Source organism: Undibacterium sp. RTI2.2 (genome assembly GCF_035018705.1).
Taxonomy (GTDB): domain Bacteria; phylum Pseudomonadota; class Gammaproteobacteria; order Burkholderiales; family Burkholderiaceae_D; genus Undibacterium.
This window is the reverse complement of sequence record NZ_JASJXN010000006.1, coordinates 131,062-149,507: the sequence shown is the minus strand read 5'-3', so window position 1 is coordinate 149,507 and position 18,446 is coordinate 131,062. Positions and strand designations below refer to the sequence as shown.

Annotated in this window: 12 protein-coding genes; 3 read left to right on the top strand and 9 right to left on the bottom strand. The window is 48.2% G+C overall.

Annotated elements, in window-relative coordinates:
* Positions 1-81 precede the first annotated feature (81 nt).
* Positions 82-723 carry a carboxymuconolactone decarboxylase family protein gene (locus QN395_RS05370; RefSeq protein ID WP_323492450.1) on the top strand — a complete coding sequence of 214 codons (642 nt, stop codon included), beginning with the start codon at positions 82-84 and terminating at the stop codon, positions 721-723.
* 297 nt (positions 724-1,020) lie between these two features.
* Here the strand turns inward: QN395_RS05370 and QN395_RS05365 are convergent, their stop codons facing one another.
* From QN395_RS05365 to QN395_RS05345, 5 genes are all read right to left on the bottom strand, one after another.
* Positions 1,021-1,755, bottom strand: coding sequence for an ABC transporter ATP-binding protein (locus QN395_RS05365; protein WP_323492449.1), 735 nt, complete (start codon positions 1,753-1,755; stop codon positions 1,021-1,023).
* Between the two features lie 16 nt (positions 1,756-1,771).
* Positions 1,772-3,778 (bottom strand): branched-chain amino acid ABC transporter ATP-binding protein/permease, encoded by a 2,007-nt coding sequence (locus QN395_RS05360; RefSeq protein ID WP_323492448.1) that lies wholly within the window; start codon positions 3,776-3,778, stop codon positions 1,772-1,774.
* A gap of 2 nt (positions 3,779-3,780) precedes the next feature.
* Complete coding sequence (locus tag QN395_RS05355; RefSeq protein WP_322119982.1) at positions 3,781-4,671, bottom strand: branched-chain amino acid ABC transporter permease; 891 nt, start codon at positions 4,669-4,671, stop codon at positions 3,781-3,783.
* Positions 4,672-4,781: 110 nt separating this feature from the next.
* The gene (locus tag QN395_RS05350) at positions 4,782-5,951 is read right to left on the bottom strand and encodes an ABC transporter substrate-binding protein (protein ID WP_322119983.1); all 1,170 of its coding nucleotides are present in this window, start codon (positions 5,949-5,951) and stop codon (positions 4,782-4,784) included.
* Positions 5,952-6,502: 551 nt separating this feature from the next.
* A complete protein-coding gene (locus tag QN395_RS05345) occupies positions 6,503-6,835 on the bottom strand; it encodes a TIGR02450 family Trp-rich protein (RefSeq protein ID WP_323492447.1) in 333 nt (110 codons plus the stop codon).
* 106 nt (positions 6,836-6,941) lie between these two features.
* On the opposite strand from QN395_RS05345, the gene QN395_RS05340 reads away from it, so the two are divergent.
* A complete protein-coding gene (locus QN395_RS05340; RefSeq protein WP_323492446.1) occupies positions 6,942-7,652 on the top strand; it encodes a haloacid dehalogenase type II in 711 nt (236 codons plus the stop codon).
* On the opposite strand, the gene QN395_RS05335 is transcribed toward QN395_RS05340, so the two are convergent.
* On the bottom strand, positions 7,646-9,883 hold the full coding sequence (locus QN395_RS05335; RefSeq protein ID WP_323492445.1) for a S9 family peptidase: 2,238 nt from the start codon (positions 9,881-9,883) through the stop codon (positions 7,646-7,648). The two genes, QN395_RS05340 and QN395_RS05335, sit on opposite strands and share 7 nt — an antisense overlap.
* Positions 9,884-10,290: 407 nt before the next feature.
* Positions 10,291-12,246, bottom strand: a complete 1,956-nt coding sequence (locus QN395_RS05330) for a glucokinase (protein ID WP_323492444.1) — start codon at positions 12,244-12,246, stop codon at positions 10,291-10,293.
* Positions 12,247-12,663: 417 nt separating this feature from the next.
* Here QN395_RS05330 and glk point away from each other — a divergent pair, with 417 nt between their 5' ends.
* Complete coding sequence (gene glk, locus QN395_RS05325) at positions 12,664-13,671, top strand: glucokinase (RefSeq protein ID WP_323492443.1); 1,008 nt, start codon at positions 12,664-12,666, stop codon at positions 13,669-13,671.
* Between the two features lie 14 nt (positions 13,672-13,685).
* Here glk and pulA read toward each other — a convergent pair whose 3' ends face one another.
* Both pulA and QN395_RS05315 read right to left on the bottom strand, forming a co-directional pair.
* Positions 13,686-16,604: a pullulanase-type alpha-1,6-glucosidase gene (pulA, locus tag QN395_RS05320; RefSeq protein WP_323492442.1), complete on the bottom strand. Its 2,919-nt coding sequence runs from the start codon at positions 16,602-16,604 to the stop codon at positions 13,686-13,688.
* 175 nt (positions 16,605-16,779) lie between these two features.
* Positions 16,780-18,441: an alpha-glucosidase gene (locus tag QN395_RS05315; protein ID WP_323492441.1), complete on the bottom strand. Its 1,662-nt coding sequence runs from the start codon at positions 18,439-18,441 to the stop codon at positions 16,780-16,782.
* Between the last annotated feature and the right edge of the window lie 5 nt (positions 18,442-18,446).

The window sequence follows — 18,446 nt, the reverse complement described above, 5'->3', positions numbered from 1 at the left end:
CGTAAAATAAGTCATGCATTTCAAACGGAAATTTCACCCAAAAAGTAAGCTACTAATCCACCCACCGTCTGAGGAGACAACATGAAAAATAAAATTGCATCCGGTATCACATCCGGTATCACATCCGGCATAGCAGCAGGCTTAATTGCCAGCGCAGCATACGCGACCGACCGTCTGCCAACGATCCCGCCAGATCAATACACACCGGAACAAAAACAAGCGGCCGAAGATTTTTTAGCCACCCGCAAAGTACCTGTTTTTGGTCCATTTGAGCCATTAATGCACAGCCCGCAAGTCATGACGCAAGCACGGGCTATGGGCGACTATTTGCGCTATCACTCTGCAATCGGCAATACCTTAAGTGAGCTGGCAATCCTGATCACCGCACGCGAATGGACGCAAGATTTTGAATGGTATGTCCATTATCCAATCGCGTTAAAAGCTGGCATCAAACCAGCTATCGCCGATGCAATCGCCGACGGTATCCGTCCGGTGGGCATGAGCGAGGACGAGGAAATCGTCTACGACTTCTCGACTGAACTACACAAAAACAAGCGCGTCTCCGACCGCACTTTCCAGCGTGCAGATAAACGATTCGGTAAAAAGGGTGTGGTCGATCTGACCGGAATTAACTCTTACTATGCCTTGCTAGCGATGCAAATGAATGTCGCACAATATCAAATACCGAAGGATGCAAAACGTTTGACCCGTTTCCCTGAATGATATTTTGGCCGATACCAGATGCCATAGGTGCGATTGCGCGATGCGATCGCACCTGTTAGGACTCGGCAAATAATCAGGCTAATGTCAAAGTGGTAGGCATAAAAAATTACAGACGCCCGAAAGCGTCTGCATTAGTCAAAATCAATATACTCCCTCATAAACTATAGAAATATGCCTTATTGTCCAATGGTTATATGGACAATAAAATATACTAATCAGGAGTATATATACAATCGCTATACATAAAAGATCATCAACGAGGCGACGACAAATAGATTTCGCCGCCCATTGATCGTATCAGGCATGGCCGTGATCGCCGCCGCCGAGGTAAGCTGCTTTGACTGCCGGATCGTTCTTCAAGCTCTCAGCAGGGCCGTGTACCGAGATTCTGCCGTTCTCTAAAACGTAGCCATAATCTGCCACGTTTAATGCGGCAGCAGCAAATTGCTCTACTAGCAGCATAGTGACGCCCTGCTCTTTTAGCCGCAGAATAATTCTGAAAACTTCATCCACCAGAATCGGCGCTAAGCCCATTGATGGTTCATCTAGCAAAATCACTTCCGGATTCAACATGACCGCACGCGCCATGGCGAGCATTTGTTGTTCTCCTCCGGACAAAGTCCCAGCGAGTTGGTGCTGACGTTCTTTGAGGCGGGGGAATAACTCCAGCGCTTTTTCCAGATCAGCTGCGACGTCGCCGCGAGGACGTGAGCGGGTGAAGCGCGGGAATGCGCCTAACAATAAATTGTCTGTCACGCTCATGGTGGAGAAAACCCGCCGTCCTTCTGGCGAATGTGCCAGACCTGCTCGTGCAATTTTGTGCGACTCCAGACCAGTCACATCTTTACCGGCCAGTTTGACACTGCCCGTTTTAGGTTTAAGCATGCCGGAGATGGCGCGCATGGTCGTTGTTTTACCAGCGCCATTGGAGCCAATCAATGTAACGACTTTGCCTTTAGGTACTTCCAGAGAAATACCGTGCAGCACTTGCACCTTGCCATAGCCGGCGTGTAAATCAGAGATAGATAACATATCAGTTCCTTGTCTGCTAACTATGGCTAACAGTAGATGAAGTCGATTCCGAAGAATTCTCGATGGCGGTTTCTGGCGATGCTTCATCACCGATAGATCCGCCAAGATAAGCCTCGATCACTTTTGGATCGGCCTGTACTTCGGCTGGCTTACCTTCTGCAATCTTCTGACCAAAATCCAGTACGGTGACGGTATCGCAAATCGACATTACGACATCCATGTGATGCTCGATCAGGATAATCGTGATTCCATGCTGGCGAATTTTTCGGATGATAGCGATCAGCTCTTTGATATCGGGTGCAGTCAAGCCAGCGGCTGGTTCATCAAGCAATAACAATTGCGGGTTGAGTCCCAGCGCACGACCAATTTCCAGCATACGTTGTTTGCCGTATGGCAGATTACGCGCTTCTTCCACACTTAGATCAGCCAAGCCCATAAATTGTAAAATCGCTGCAGCACGGATTCTGGCGTCTTGTTCTTCCCGGCGATATCGAGGCGTATTCAGCATCACATCCAGCACATTACTTTTGAATGTGTGATGCAAACCTACCAGAATATTTTCGGTCGCGGTCATCTCAACAAACAATTGCACATTCTGAAAAGTTCTTGCAACACCGCCTAAAGCAATCTCGGAAGGTGTCGTACCTGAGATGACTTTGCCGTTAAATTCCACATTGCCATCGGTCGGTTTATAAATGCCCGTCAAGACATTCATCATCGTACTTTTGCCGGAGCCATTGGGTCCGATCAGACCGTGTACCGTGCCTTTAGCGATATTCAGATCAACCTGGTTCAAAGCTTTTAAGCCACCGAACTGCATCAACACTTGCTTAGCTTTTAGCAAATGACCGCTGATCGCCGCGCTATGATCGACCAGACTCCATGCTTTGCTTTCATCTGCAACAACCATGTTTTGATCGGCAGATGCCGAGCGGGTACCGACCAGTCCGCGTAAAAATCCGATGATGCCATCCTGTAGGTAATACACCACAAACAAAGTCATCAAACCAAAAATCGTCAGACGCCAGTCGGTAATATTTTCTAAGCGGTAGGAGAATATCGCCATGCCTATCGTCGCAACCAACGGCACGATAATATTACGGATGGTGGTACGCTTTTTCATCAACAAGAAAGCACTCGCAACAACGCCAATCACCGCAGCGGCAGTAGCGATCTTGCGGAACAGATCAATATCCGCCAACAAGCTTGGCAACATCACGACAATCAGTGCGCCTAACAAAGCACCACTGCGGGTTTTGCGGCCGCCCATAATAATGGCCAGCAAAAACATGATCGTGAGTTCAAAGTTGTAGGTATTTGGCGAGATATATTCTTCTGAATAAGAATACAAACTCCCTGCCAGACCCGCCAATGCCGCACTGATCACGAAGGCATAGACTTTATAGCGATACACCGATACGCCCATGCAATCTGATGCAATCGGACTGTCACGCAAGGCCTGAAATGCGCGACCTAAATGCGACTTTAATATCCGGTGTACGACGATGAGGGACAAGACCATCATCACCGCGACCAGATAAAAGAAACCGACTTCGCTGATCTTGGTACCGAAGAACATCGGCTTAGCAACTTTCAAACCCATCGGCCCCTCTGTCAGGAAGGTCATCTCATTAATCAGAATCTGGATAATCGTGCCGAAGGCCAAGGTCACCATCGCCAAATATGGTCCGGTCACACGTAATGCTGGCAGTGCCAACAAGGCACCAAACAAGGCCGTCACGGCAATACTGGCAGGCATGGCGAGTAAGAATGGCAAGCCGAACTTAAAATACAGCACACCCGTGGTGTACGAACCAATACCAAATAAACCGGCATGACCGAGCGACACCTGACCGGTATATCCGACCACAATATCCAGACCAAACAATAAGATCGCATAGATCAAAATCGTTTCTGCCAGATGTATGTAATAAGGGTTATGCGCAACAATCGGGAAGACCGCTAGCGCCACCAGTCCAACGATAGAAATCAATAAGGTCTTCTTATCTGTAATCAAACTCATGATCAAACCTTCTTAATCGCAGTTTTGCCAAACAAACCGGCTGGCTTGATCGCTAATACCAAGAGCAACAAAACCAGACCTGGGACTTCTTTGTAACCTGTAGAGATATAGAAGCCCGTCAGCGTTTCAGCCACGCCCAAAATCAGGCCGCCGACAATCGCACCCATGCCGGAAGTCAGGCCACCGATAATCGCCACGGAGAAGGCTTTTAAACCCAGCGCCGTACCCATAGTGGCACCCGTCAAAGTTAATGGCGCGACCAGCACGCCTGCAAACGCTGCAGTGGCTGACGACAACGCATAAGAAAATGTAATCACCATGCTGGTATTGATACCCATCAGACCAGCAGCGTCACGATCATTGGATGTGGCGACAACTGCTTTACCATAAATCGATTTGCGATTGAATAATTCGACCGCCAGCATCATCGCCAAAGCACCAAGCACAACCACGATTTGCATTGGTTGAATGTTTGCGCCAAATACCTGGAACGGTGTTGCGGACAAAGGCGTAGGGAAAGTCAGATCATCTTTGCCCCAGATATTTTCGGCGACGTTTTTAAAAATAATCGCGAGTGCAATGGTGGACATGATCCAGCCGAATTCTGATTTAATTTTAATCGCGGGGCGGACACCAATCCACTCCACGACCATACCTTGCAAAGCGCCAAACGCAATCACGATGGGGATCATCAACCAGTAGTTGAGATACGGCCCGCCGTGAATATTGCCGACCAGACTGAGGCCAACCAAAGCGCCGAGCATCAGCGCTTCACCCTGACCAAAATTGAGTGTGCCGGACGTGGCAAAAGTAAGTTGATAGCCGAACGCAATGACGGCGTAAATCATGCCCAGCGCAATACCGCTGAACACTAATTGAAGGACAATATCCATGATAATCCTGAGCGCAAAACGCTAGTGAAGAATAAGAAACATCCCACGATCTGTAAGGTGTACGAATCGTGGGATGTTAGATTTTATAGACAGAAGCGAGACCTGAATGCTTATTGAACTTGTACGATGTGACCTTCTTTGACAGCGCCCATGACTGGCATACCCGCCTTGATGGCTTCGTGATCAGTTTTGGTAAATGGCTTGTCGTAAGTCGTGACCAGACCATCGACTTTAACTTGCAGATTTTCTAAAGCCTCACGTACTTTGGAACCATCCGTCGTACCAGCTTGCTTGATCGCGGCAGCTAACAAGTAAATGGAATCGTAGCCCTGTGCTGCGGATACAGGAGATGGAATACGACCACCTGGCGGGTTGTAGGCTTTGACATAGGCATCGATAAATGCTTTACGTTTTGGTGTATTTGGCTGCTGAATAAAGGTTTGCGGCATCATGACGCCTTCACCATTTTTACCCGCATTGTCGATGAAATTACCCATAGACAGTGTCCAGCTACCGATCATTGGTACTTTCCAGTTCAGCTTTTCCATACCATTAGCAATTTGTGCCAGCTCTGGACCAATACCGTAAGTCAAAATCGCTTGTGCGCCGGCTTGCTTGGCTTTTAACAACTGTGCTGTCATGTCCACATCTTTGATGTTGAACTTTTCAACTGCAACTGGCTTCAGGCCCTTTTTGTCCAGAGTTTTTTCCAAGTCCTCACGACCTAACTGACCGTAGTTAGTAGAATCAGCCAGAATTGCCAGTTTGGTCAGCTTGCGCTTAGTGACCGCCTCGTCAACGATCATGGCAGACTGGATCGTATCGTAAGCCGCATTACGGAAGATATAGTTTTCTGGCTGATCAGCAAACTGCTTGGTCACCACACTACCCGTTGCCACATTATTCATGACCGGTATTTTGGCTTCTTGGTAGAAGCGTTGTGCAGCAAGGGCGACGCCAGTATTCGCAAAGCCGACTGTGGAAACAACTTTTTCTTTATTAATCAATTCTTGCGCGACTTGCACACCGCGCTCATTTTTAGCTTCATCATCACGTTCTACGATCTGAAATTGACGACCCAACACACCGCCGCTGGCATTGATCTCAGCCACGGCGAGTTTGACGCCATCACGCATAGACACGCCCATCGGTGCAGAACCACCGGTGAAGGGACCGGATACACCGATTTTGATTGGGTCAGCAGCGATTGCTGATAATGACAAACTTGTAAGGGCTGCCGCAACAGCAATTGTGATGATTTTCTTGAATTTGTATGACATGTCGTCCTCCGTTTATATTGTTTTAGTGCTGTGATCAGCACTTACTTTGGTCCATCTAGTACTTATTTTAGTACTTCTAATTTACAGCAGAAAAGCCAAACTAAAAAAACTATTTACTGCAAAAAAAACCACTTGCGAGCAATGTAAACCATGTTATCCACGATCAGCGATCTGAAAAAAATGCATCAGGTTTGGACTAAATTTAAACTAATTCAAAGCGATACAACTACCGTGATCATAGACAAAGCTAGTTTAAGTGAACAATTTTTAGCAAAAAGATTTTGGCATAGAGAAATTTAATCCAAAGTGAAAAGAAATTAAAGAGTTGGTGAAAAATTTGCATGCATAAATCTGTCAACTACGCATTACTACTTATAAACATGATGTTATTTCGCTGTATCGCGCATTAATACCGAAACGCTATTAAGTGATGCTGAAATCACGCGGCAATTGAGCAGTAATTCAGCTGCAATTCAGCCGCAACGAAGCCGCAATAAAACTGAAAGACTGCTGATTTTTTGATCACTTTTTATGCTCTGGCCTCTAAAAAATTATTTCCACCCTTGATGCCATAAACTACTGTCGGTGAGTTCTCGCCAGGCCAGTCTGATGACATTCTTGGAGTAAACCGCCTCTAGCTCAATCAATTCTACCGGCGCATTGGACAAACCGGAATGATCCAAATCATCAGACAAAACTAATTTGGTCACCATGAAATGCTTTTCTTTATTACGTGGCGATACCGCAGTCCATTTACTGAGTAATAATTTTTTTGGGCTCAGACGACGAACCGGCTGCGTCATTTTTTTAGACGCCTCAACAATATTCTCGTTGGCGTTTAAATGAGTGGCGGTCATCGTACTATTTTCCTGTTGATTTTTCATTCAACAATCCGGCTTATGTGGGAGTTAAGATAGGTTGACGATAAGTTCATCTCCATTGTGATAAATTGCCTGTAAAACAAATTACCTATCAATAGGAGACACATACATGCAATCAATGCACAAGAACATTAGGGTACTCGCATTCGACATATTCGGCACGGTGGTCGATTGGCATGGCAGCATCGTCAAAGAAATGCAGCGGATCGCACCGCAAGTTGATGGTGATCGCTTTGCCTTAGCCTGGCGGTCTGGCTATGTTCCGGCGATGCAAAAGGTGATGTCAGGTAGCTTGCCGTGGATGAAAATTGATGCTCTGCACCGTTTGATTCTGGACGATATCTTGCCGCAGTTTGGGCTTGGTCATTTAGATGAATCACAACGGCAAGACCTGAACAAAATCTGGCACAAATTAGACCCGTGGCCAGAGAGCGTTACAGCTCTGAGTCAGTTGAAATCGCGCTATACGATTTGTACTTTATCCAATGGCAATGTGAACTTGCTGACCAATATGGCGAAGCATGGCGGCTTGCCTTGGGATTGTATTTTGTCGGCAGAAATTTTTAAGAAATACAAACCAGATCCGGCAACCTATCTGGGCGTGGCAGAATTGTTTGACGTGGCACCCGCGCAAGTGATGCTCGTCGCCGCACACCAGAGTGATCTGGCGGCGGCGCGTGCCTCTGGATTGCAGACCGCGTTTATAGAAAGACCGATGGAGTACGGTGCTAAGCAATCCAATGATATTTCGCCGGTTGCGGAAAATACCTTTCATGCCACAGACCTACTCCATCTGGCAGATCAGTTACTCGATCATTGAGAGATGCCTAACTGATGTAAGACAAATCCGTACTCTTCTGCAGTCTCATGCTGGCGCACAAAGCGGCCTGATTTTCCGCCGTGCCCTGCTTCCATATTGACTTTGAATAGCAGCGGGTTTTGATCGGTTTTTGCTGCACGTAATTTCGCTACCCATTTAGTCGGCTCGTAATATTGCACTTGCGAGTCGTACAGACCCGTAGTGACCAATAAAGGCGGATAATTTTTATGCGCTATGTTGTCGTAAGGTGAGTAAGACAGCATGTAATCGTATGAGGTCTTTTGCTTAGGATTGCCCCACTCATCAAACTCGTTGGTGGTGAGTGGAATACTTTCGTCCAGCATCGTCGTGACCACATCGACAAACGGCACATGCGCAATCATTCCGGCATATTTCTCACCCGCCAGATTCGCCACCGCTCCCATTAGCAAGCCACCGGCACTGCCTCCCATCGCAAACACTTTATCTTTTGCGGCGTAGTGCTGAGCGACTAAATAATCGGTTACGTCAATAAAATCCGTAAACGTGTTTTTCTTTTTGAGTAGCTTACCGTTCTCATACCAGTCGCGCCCCATCTCCTGACCACCACGGATATGCGCAATCGCGTAGACAAATCCACGATCCAACAAAGAAATTACACCCGGGCGAAATACGGGATCAGTAGATGCGCCATAAGAGCCATAGGCATATTGGTACAAAGGCGCAGTGCCGTCTTTTTTAAACCCTTTGCGGTAGACCAATGAGACCGGAATAGACGTACCGTCTTTTGCAGTTGCCCAAACGCGCTCAGTGACGTAGTCTGATTTTTTGAATCCACCAAGAACTGGCTGCTCTTTCAAGAGTTTGCGTACACCGGTTTTCATATTCACTGCATAGACACTGGCAGGTGTCGTCAGCGAGCTATAACTGTAGCGCAGCTCGTCCGTATTTTGTTCTGCATTGATGCCAAAACTCTCGGCATACGCAGGCTCATCTGACTTGATAAAAGTTGATTTACCTGATGCGCCCCAAGGCATGATGCGGATACGCAATAAACCTTCCGAACGTTCATTGATGGCAATATAGTTTTTAAACAGGGCAAAATTCTGGATAAATACCGCCTTGTTATGTGGCACCAGTTCTTGCCATTTACTGCGATCACCGATTTGATCATCGACCACCGACATCAGACGATAATTAGGTGCTTGCCAGTCGGTAGAAATAATCCAGCGACCATTGATATGGTCTGCATTATATTTAACGCCAGTGGTACGTGCAGCCATGACGACAGGTGCTGCATCTGGATTTTTTGCATCGACAATCCGGGTTTCAGTGGTCTCGGTACTGCGCAGTTCTATCGCAATATAACGATCATCGCCGGTACTGCCTATGCCCATGTAATAGCTGTGATCTTCTTCGGTATAGACCACCACATCTTTGCTGACATCAGTACCGATCACATGTTTTTTAACCCTTGTGGTCAACAGTGTGACCGGATCATTTTCGATATAAAACACGGTCTTATTATCCGCCGCCCAGGCGACTTGCGGAGCGAGGCCGGTGATTTGATCCGGGAGCTTTTTACCGGTTTTCAGATCGATAAATTTTAAAGTGTACTGACGGCGACCACTGTCATCTTCCAGATACGCCAATAGTTGCTCGTTGCTGCTGACGGCCCGCTGGCCGATATCGAAGTAACTCTTTTTCTCTGCCTCCAGATTGCCGTCAATCATGATCTGCTCGGCACCGCCAGAGGCTGGTTTGCGCGCAAAAATCGGATATTCGCCACCTTTGGCAAAGCGCGTGTAGTACTGATAATGTCCTTTTTTAAACGGCACGGTACTGTCATCTTGTTTGATGCGGCCAACGATCTCTTGGTACAACTTTTCAGTTAAGCCTTGATATGCCGCTGACTGGCTGGTGAAGTAAGCATTTTCTGCGGCGAGATACGCCAGCACATCTGGCGACTCCCGCTTATCGTCGCGTATCCAATAATAGGGGTCATTACGCGAGCCGTTTGGTGACTCAACCTGATACGGACGTTGCGCAGCAACTGGTGGTGTCGTAGTTTGCATAGTCGAAGGTGTTAAGGATACGGAGGGCGGCGCTGCCGGTGCCGGGGTGGTTGCAAAAGAAACGGGCATCAATACAAACGCAGAGAGCGATACGGCCGCAGCACGGTAGTACATCGGAGCAAAACAACGGGAAACAAGACCACGAAAAACAAGACGACGGGAAGCAAGACGACGCATGGTAAAACCTCGATGGAAGTTGGATCAAGATTAGTCAAAATGAGCACGGCGAGAAAGCCGGACACTGCTCAAGAAATACAGCAAGTATATTAACAAGAAGTCAAAGAATAAGCGTGTTTAAGCCAGATTTATCAAACAAACGTAGCCGCAGACTAATCAAATACGTCAATGGTTTTGGTACTAAGTTTGACCAAAACAGCACTAGCTAATCAATATACTCCCCCTAATTTTTTAGAAATATGCCTTGTTGCCCAATGATTATCTGGACAACTAAGATATACCTGCAGGGAGTATTATTTATTAAAGATGGAATTCACCGTCGCTATTGCAGCGGCAAATGTAGCGATGAATATAGCCATGACCGTCGCAGTGAATGATAGCGATTGGTCATTTCAGAGAAAGGTGGATTAGCGGCTGTGCGACGTTAGTCTGGCTAATGGTGATGCACTAGCACTTGCTTTACTACCGATGGCATCACCACGCCCCCCGCGTGGCGAAATCGCTTTCTTCACCAGGACAGAACTGGTTTCGTCCAGTCGTTCATTGGCTTCTCCACCTAGCAAGCTGCCGCCGTCCGGATTGCGGCGCATCGCAACGCCGACTGCCAGCATATCAATCACCAGCAAATGCAAAATCCGGCTGACCATCGGCAAATGCGTAGAGACGTCTTCAACATGATCAACAATCAAAGCGACATCTGCTTTGCGCACCAGCGGCGATTGGCTGGCTGCAATGGCAATCACGGTCGCACCGCGCTCATGCGCTTTTTCTGCGACCTCTAATAACTCCGGCAAACGTCCGCTGCTGCTGCTGATAACGACGACATCGCCCGCCTTGAGCACGCTGGCCGCCAGCAATTGCAAGCGCGAATCGGTCTGGGCAACACAGGGAATCCCTAAGCGCAGAAATTTAAACTGCGCATCTTGCGCCACCACACCGTAATGACCAATCGCATAAAACTCGACCCGATTTGCATGGACGATCATTTCAATCGCGCGGTCTATCATGTCGCGATTCAACTGGCTACGCACTTGCAAAATGGCGGACGCGGTATTACCCAGTACTTTGGCACCCAACTCCAAGGCGGAATCATCATTGGTCACCTGCACATGCGTGACTGGCACGGTACCGGTCAAACCGGAGGCAAGGCGTAACTTAAAATCAGATAAACCCTCGCACCCCAGCGAGCGACAAAACCGGATCACCGTCGGCTGACTGACATCGGCAGCACGGGCAATTTCTGCAATCGGATCATTCAGGACTGAACGTGGATGCGCTAATACATGCTCTGCAACGCGTAGTTCTGCAGGCGACAACTCATCCCGCGCACGACGGATTTGACCCAAAATGGCAGAACCGGGGTCTGCTTTCAACGTGCGTAATTGCGCATCTAAAATGGCGGAGGCACCGATAAACGTCGCCTGCTCAGCCGTGATGACATAAGTGGGAATCGATCCGACATAGCGACTGAATCGCCCTTTTTCTTCGAAGCGGGAACGAAAACGTGACGCATCAAAATAACTTCCCAGTCGCGGCACTATCCCCCCGCCGATATAGATGCCGCCAAATGCGCCTAACGTCACGGCCAAGTTGGCCGCCGCCGTACCAAGCAGAGCGCAAAATACATCTAGCGTATCCATGCAAACCGCATCGGTTTTATCCAACGCACGTTGCGTAATATCAGGTGCCGCCAGCGCCAGCGGCGCAACGCCTGCCAGATCGGCCAACGCACGATAAATTAGTTCCAATCCAGGACCTGACACCAGGCGCTCGAAAGACACATGTTCGTACTGCTTCCAGACATAGCGCAGCACGGCAATTTCACGCTCATCTCGCGGCGCAAAACTGGTGTGTCCGCCTTCAGACCCGAGCGAAATCCAACCATCTCCGGACGGAATCAAACCAGATACGCCCAAGCCACTGCCTGGCCCTAGCAAACCGATCACACTTTTCTGCACTGGCTCGCCATCGCCAATCTGACGCACATCACTTGCATCCAGTCGGGGCAATGCCATTGCCAGAGCGGTAAAGTCATTCACAATGACCAGTGTGTCTAAACCCAATCTCAAGCGCATTTCTTCAATCGAAAATTGCCAGTGATAATTGGTCATACTGACTTGATCGCCATCCACCGGATTGGCAATCGCTACGGCAGCATGTTCTACATGAATAGCCGGATTCGTTGCCACAACAGTTGCAAGATACGCTGATACGGTTGCCTGAAAATCAGGGTAATCAGCGCAGCGCAAAGAGTTGATGTATTGAAAATCGCCCTTTGCCATCTCCAGCGCAAAACGGGCATAGGTTCCGCCAATATCGGCGATTAAGCGTGGACTATCGAAAGCTTGCACGAATGGCTGCATGAGATCTCTTTATTATTTATTGTGAGCCCGCCTAACCTAAATTGAGGCAAGCACTAGTGATTCTGAATCTAATCTTATTATTGTAGTCCGGTGCGCTTGCAAACGATAGTTGTTGGCGTGTAGTAGCGATATTTGACGATAAAAATACTGAAAAGCAACAAAATCGAACGATATCTGTAGCTAAGCTACAAATATAAAATGCAAGCAGTTTTCATAACTGACCATCGCTTCACTCTACAATCGTTTTTTTGCAGTAATACCTATTTTGACAAACTAGCTAAAATTTCATTAAAGCATAACAAATGCATAACGAGCTGCTTAGTTTAAAACTTTTCTTTCAACTTCTTGCGATTTTTTTGTAGTTTTGCTACATTACGCCAACATTCAGCTTTTTGTGACCTCTTTTTCTCTAGTGTGATGACTTCAACTTCAAACAATAAACTCTCTGATAATCATTTCCCTTGGCTGGTCGCGGACATCGGTGGCAGCAATGCGCGTTTTGGCTGGATAGCTGACAAAAATGCCGGGGTTGAGCATGTGCACACCCTGCCCGTTAAAGATTATGTCGATCCTATCGCAGCAACCAAAGCGTATTTGAGTTTGATCGCCAATAAGCTGGATGAGGATTATCAGCCACCACGCTGTGCTGCATTTGCCGTCGCTACTGCGGTAGCGAGCGACAGAGTTGCGTTCACCAATAGTCACTGGAGTTTTTCTCAAGCAGCTGTTAAAGCAGCATTGCAACTAGATAGCTTTCTGGTGCTGAATGACTTTGAAGCTCTGGCGCTGTCCTTGCCGCGACTGAAACCTTCTCAATTAAAAACTAACGGAGCGCTACCTACCCAACATGGCACATTGGCGGTGATCGGGCCGGGTACGGGTTTGGGTGTGGCCAGTGTCGTGGAGACGAAAAGCGGTTGGGTTGCCATCCCTGGCGAAGGCGGCCACGTCACATTAGCAGCGGTCGATGAATTTGAAAGCGCGGTATTGCACCATGTCCGCCAACAGTATCCGCATGTCTCAGCAGAACGCTTATTGTCGGGCATAGGCTTACCTGTATTGCATAGTGCGGTTGGCAAAGTGATGCAGATTGAATCAGCACATACTACTTCTGAAGCGATCGTAGAACATGGACTGTCTGGCGGCGATATTGTTTGCAGCAAAACCTTAGCCGTGTTCTGCGCCATGTTGGGCGGTTTCGCCGGTAACGTGGCCTTGATACTCGGCGCACGCGGCGGCGTGTATATCGGCGGCGGCATCGTACCGCGCCTGGGTGATTATTTCTTTACCTCGGATTTTCGTGAGCGCTTTGAAGCAAAAGGTCGTTTGCGCAGCTATCTCGAAGGTATTCCTACCGTATTAATTATTGATACGCTAGCAGCATTGAGCGGCGCTGCCATGGCGATTGAGCAGCATATTGAGTGATGCACTGTAGGAAATCAAAGTACCTCCACAAACACCACCGCAGTCCGCGCCGGGATGGTAAATTCTCCTGATGCCGCAACATATTTGGCAGACGCCGCCGGGCGCGGATCGGCTGCTGACTTGTTGCTCTGCACCGGATGTAATTGATATGTCTTGCCGGCCTGCTCCGCGATCACCAGTGGTTGTGATTCCTTGCTGACGTTAATGAAATACATCAGCGATTTAAATCCTGAATCAGGATAACCAACACCATCGATATGCGCCGCAATCACCACAGGATTTTGTCCTGATCCGGTATTATAAAAATGCAGGCGCTGCCGGATGTCTGCCGCTGTCCGCAACCGGAATAAAGAAGAGCTGGCACGTATCCGTAGCAAATCACGGAACATATCGCGCGCCATCGCAATATTCTTTGGATCAGGTTTGATCGCAATATTTGAGAGTAGAGGACGGATCAATGAATAATCGACCGCATTATCGGGTTTAGGTGGCAGACCAGTACCAAAATAATTATCGGTATAAGTCCAGTCCAGGCGGTTAAACCAGTCGCCCGATTCAAAGCTATTTTTATCCATCGATTTAGATCGCAGCGTATCAATCCCGGCATGGAAGTAAGCGATGCCTTGACTAAATGCGTTGATTGCCGCGCCCAACATCTGTACCCGCACTCTGTCGTCTTTACTGGTAGTGAGCGGTAATTTATAGACGTTGATATCAAACAGAGTCTGGTTATCATGGTTCTCAATATAATTCACGACTTCACTAGGCTGACTGACATATCCGGCTGGCTGATCGCCATAAGGAATCTGCTCCAGATGCAAAGTCGTATCACGTCGCGTCAGCATCGTATAGTCACGAATTGACCCCGCTAGTCCGACCCGCACCATGTCCGCCGCCTCCATTAAATCTGTCGCAGTGACACGATGTTCAGGTTCAGAATTGGGTGCAGAATTGAGCGCATTAGGATCAACAAATAAACCATTGATATAACCTTGTTTACGAATTAGATTATCACCCGATTCGGACGATCCGCCGCCGCGAATTGCATCACGGGCGCGATCACTAAATGTGGCGATACCCGAACCATTTAATGACAGTTGCGACGCCTGTATAAAGCGGGCACCGTTCGCAACCTCACCAAAATTCCAACCCTCGCCTATCAGTTGTACGTCATGCCCCACGCTGGCGAGTAGTTTTGCTTTGAGTTGTTCCATGACTGCACGCGGTTGATGTGCCATCAAATCAAACCGGAATGAGTCGATCTTATACGCATTTGCCCACTGCACTACGGTATCAACCATGAGCTTGCCCATCATCCTGTTTTCAGTCGCAGCATTATCACAACAGGTTGATTGCTCCACTGCACCACGCTCGTTTAAGCGGTGGTAATAACCCGGAACAATTCTGTCCAACACAGACTTTTCTTTTTGCCCGGATGCATAAGTATGGTTATAGACCACGTCCATACCGACGCGTAAACCCGCTTGGTGCAAGGCCAGAACCATCTTGCGCAATTCAAGAATACGCACAGCGCCATCAGCTGCGTCTGTCGCATAACTGCCCTCCGGTGCACCGTAATGCGTCGGGTCATAACCCCAGTTAAAACAATCCTCGGCTGCATGCGCCGTGACTTCGGCTTGAGGTATCTCACTGGCAGGATCAGTCGCATTAAATTTAATCTTCGGGGTGACACAATTCTTTTCAGGGACACTACCAAAATCAAAAACTGGCAGCAAATGAATATCGGTCAGCCCCGCTTGCGCCAACGCTTTTAAGTGACGCATACCATTGGAATTAGCCTCAGTAAACGCCATGTACTTACCACGATATTGTTTGCTGACTGAGGCATCGTTGATGGAGAAGTCACGCACATGTAATTCATACACCACCATATCAGTCTGCGCCGACACTTTTTTACTGATCGCCTGGATTGTCCAACCGTCTGGCTGTAATTGCGGCGACGCGAGATCAGCGATATAGCTGCGCTTGGAATCGGTAGTCAAACTAATGGAATAAGGATCGGTCACACGATTCCGCACCAAGCCAACATGAGGAACGATCACATCCACAAGATAGCGGTAATACTGTCCGGAGAGATTGGTCGGTATCCTTGCATTCCACGCACCCGTTTTTACATCTGCTTGCATGGCGTCTAAGCGATGTGCCGCACCCGCGCCACTATCGTAAGTACAAACCCATACCCGCTGTGCAGTCGGCGCCCACAAAGAAAATCTCGTTTGAGTCTTTGCTTGGGTCTTCGCTTGAGTCCTCATGCGACTGGTACTTTTAGTCAAGCTCACACCAAGCGAAGTCAGCTCGCTTGCCGGTGCATACAGATCATCTAAGACCCCTGCCAATTGCAGCGAGCTTGCGGCCAGCACGATACCATCGACATTCTCTTGTACCAGAAATACTTGCTGTCTCTGCAAAGCCGCGATTTTGCCAAGATCATCTGCTTTGACTCCCAACACCACTCCCTCAGCAAGGTATTTAAAGCGGGTAGCAAGAGGCTCCGGCAAAGCGGCATCAGCGACTGACAAACTGAGCGCACCATCCGCGCCCGTCACTTTTGCGCCAATGCTCGCCGCCAATTGCGCTGTAGCAGAATAGACCAGTTTGAAATGACCAGAAGTAGAGTTAACTCCCGGCCAAGCTATCAACTGACGATTCAACCAGACCGCACGCGCCTCGTTTGTGGCAGCACTGGCGTCAATGCTAGCAGGACGTAAAACCGTCTGAAACTGCTGGCTATTGCAGTCGTCTAATGTGGGATTTATTCTTTGAGATGGTGCGGCTAGATTTACGCTGGCAGTGGCGTCTTGAATCACACCAAAGCTACTAAAAAAAATCAGACAGGTGCATAAGCAAGCAGCTACACAAGTCTGCGCAAAGCGTCCAACATCATTTGATTTTTTTTCATTTTTGAGGTGCATGATTATGGCTAAATTAATTAAAATAAGGGGAGTATTAGCACTTTTATGCATTAATGTCCATACTTTATATGGACAATTTAAAATACTGCATCCCAGTATATAAATTAAAATAAGGATGAAAGAAATGATCTGCCAACTCCCTCGTCCGATGGCGAGAGAGAGTTTTTATCCTCTGCTAAGTTCTGGCAATACCAAACCAAGCGCCGTAGGCAGGTAAACTAACTAAGCTTCCAGCGACATCGCCCGGCAATCCATGCCCTGTCAATGCATCAAAATTGGCGGCGACTGGCAAAGTAAATTCAACCGCATCCCCTCCCAAATTAAACACAGCCAATATCTGAGGGGAATCAGGCAATGTCCGGCTCAAGGCCAATACAGGTTCAGGCGCATCAAAAAATGTAATCTCGCCGCGGGTCAGTTGCGGGAGCTGTTTTCGCCAGCGAATAATGTTACGGGTAAAGTTCAAAGCCGAAGCGGGGTCAGATTCCTGTACAGACGCAGCAACAGCCAGATGTTCTGCTGGCACGGGTAACCACGGAGTGCCCGTCGTAAAACCCGCGTGTGCCTCGGCTTTGTTCCAAGGCATAGGCGTGCGGCAGCCGTCACGACCTTTGGCTTCTGGCCAGAAGGTAATCCCTACCGGATCGCGTAATGACTCAAAGGGAACATCGGCCTCTGTCAATGCCAGCTCATCACCTTGGTAAAGACATGGCGTACCTTTTAAGGCTAGTTGCATGGCGAGGACAACTTTGGCAAAAGCGGGCGTTGCTTGCGCGCCACCCCAGCGCGTCATGACACGTGCAACATCATGATTACCGACCGACCACGACGCACCACCGCCAACCACGCGTGCTTCAAATTCTTCTACCTGAGAGCGGATATAACGTGCAGATTTTTCTGTAGTCAGTAAATTAAAGCTGTATGCCATCTGTAATTTGTCGTTGTCGGCGGTATAGGCCGCCATTACACCCAACGCGTCATCAGAACCAATCTCACCAATCGAGATGGCACCATACTCATTTAATAAAGTACGGACTTTTTGAAAGAAGGCAAGATTTTCTGGCTGCGTATTGTCGTAAATATGCGCCTGCATGCCATACGGATTGGAGGCCGCGACACTAATCGTATTTTGCTTCGCAGCAGGTGGATTGCTGCGCAATTGCTGATCATGAAAATGAAAAATGCAAGCGTCCATGCGAAAACCATCAACACCGCGCTCCAGCCAAAAGCGCATATTGTCCAGATGGGCTTGTTGCACCGCAGGCTGGTGGAAATTCATATCCGGCTGACTGGTCAAAAAATTATGCAGATAGTATTGCAGACGACGCGTATCCCACTGCCATGCAGAGCCACCGAAAATCGAGAGCCAGTTATTCGGCGGAGTACCATCAGCCTGTGGATCTGCCCAGACATACCAATCCTCTTTTGGATTAGTACGGTTCTTGCGACTTTCAGTGAACCACGGGTGATTTTCTGCGGTGTGTGACAGCACCTGATCAATCATAATCTTCAGACCGAGCGCGTGCGCACGTTGTACTAATCGGTCGAAATCAGCCAGAGTTCCAAACAAGGGATCGACATCGCAATAGTCTGCAACATCGTAGCCAAAGTCTTTCATTGGTGAAGTAAAGAAAGGCGAAATCCAAACGATATCGACACCGAGACTCGCAATGTAGTCCAGCTTAGAAGTAATACCGGGTAAGTCACCGACGCCATCACCATTCGTATCCAAAAAACTACGTGGATACACCTGATAAATGATCGCCTCGCGCCACCATTCGGTATTCGTTGCGGAATTCACTACTTTCGACATATAGGACTTAGTTGTTGCAGTCATTTTTT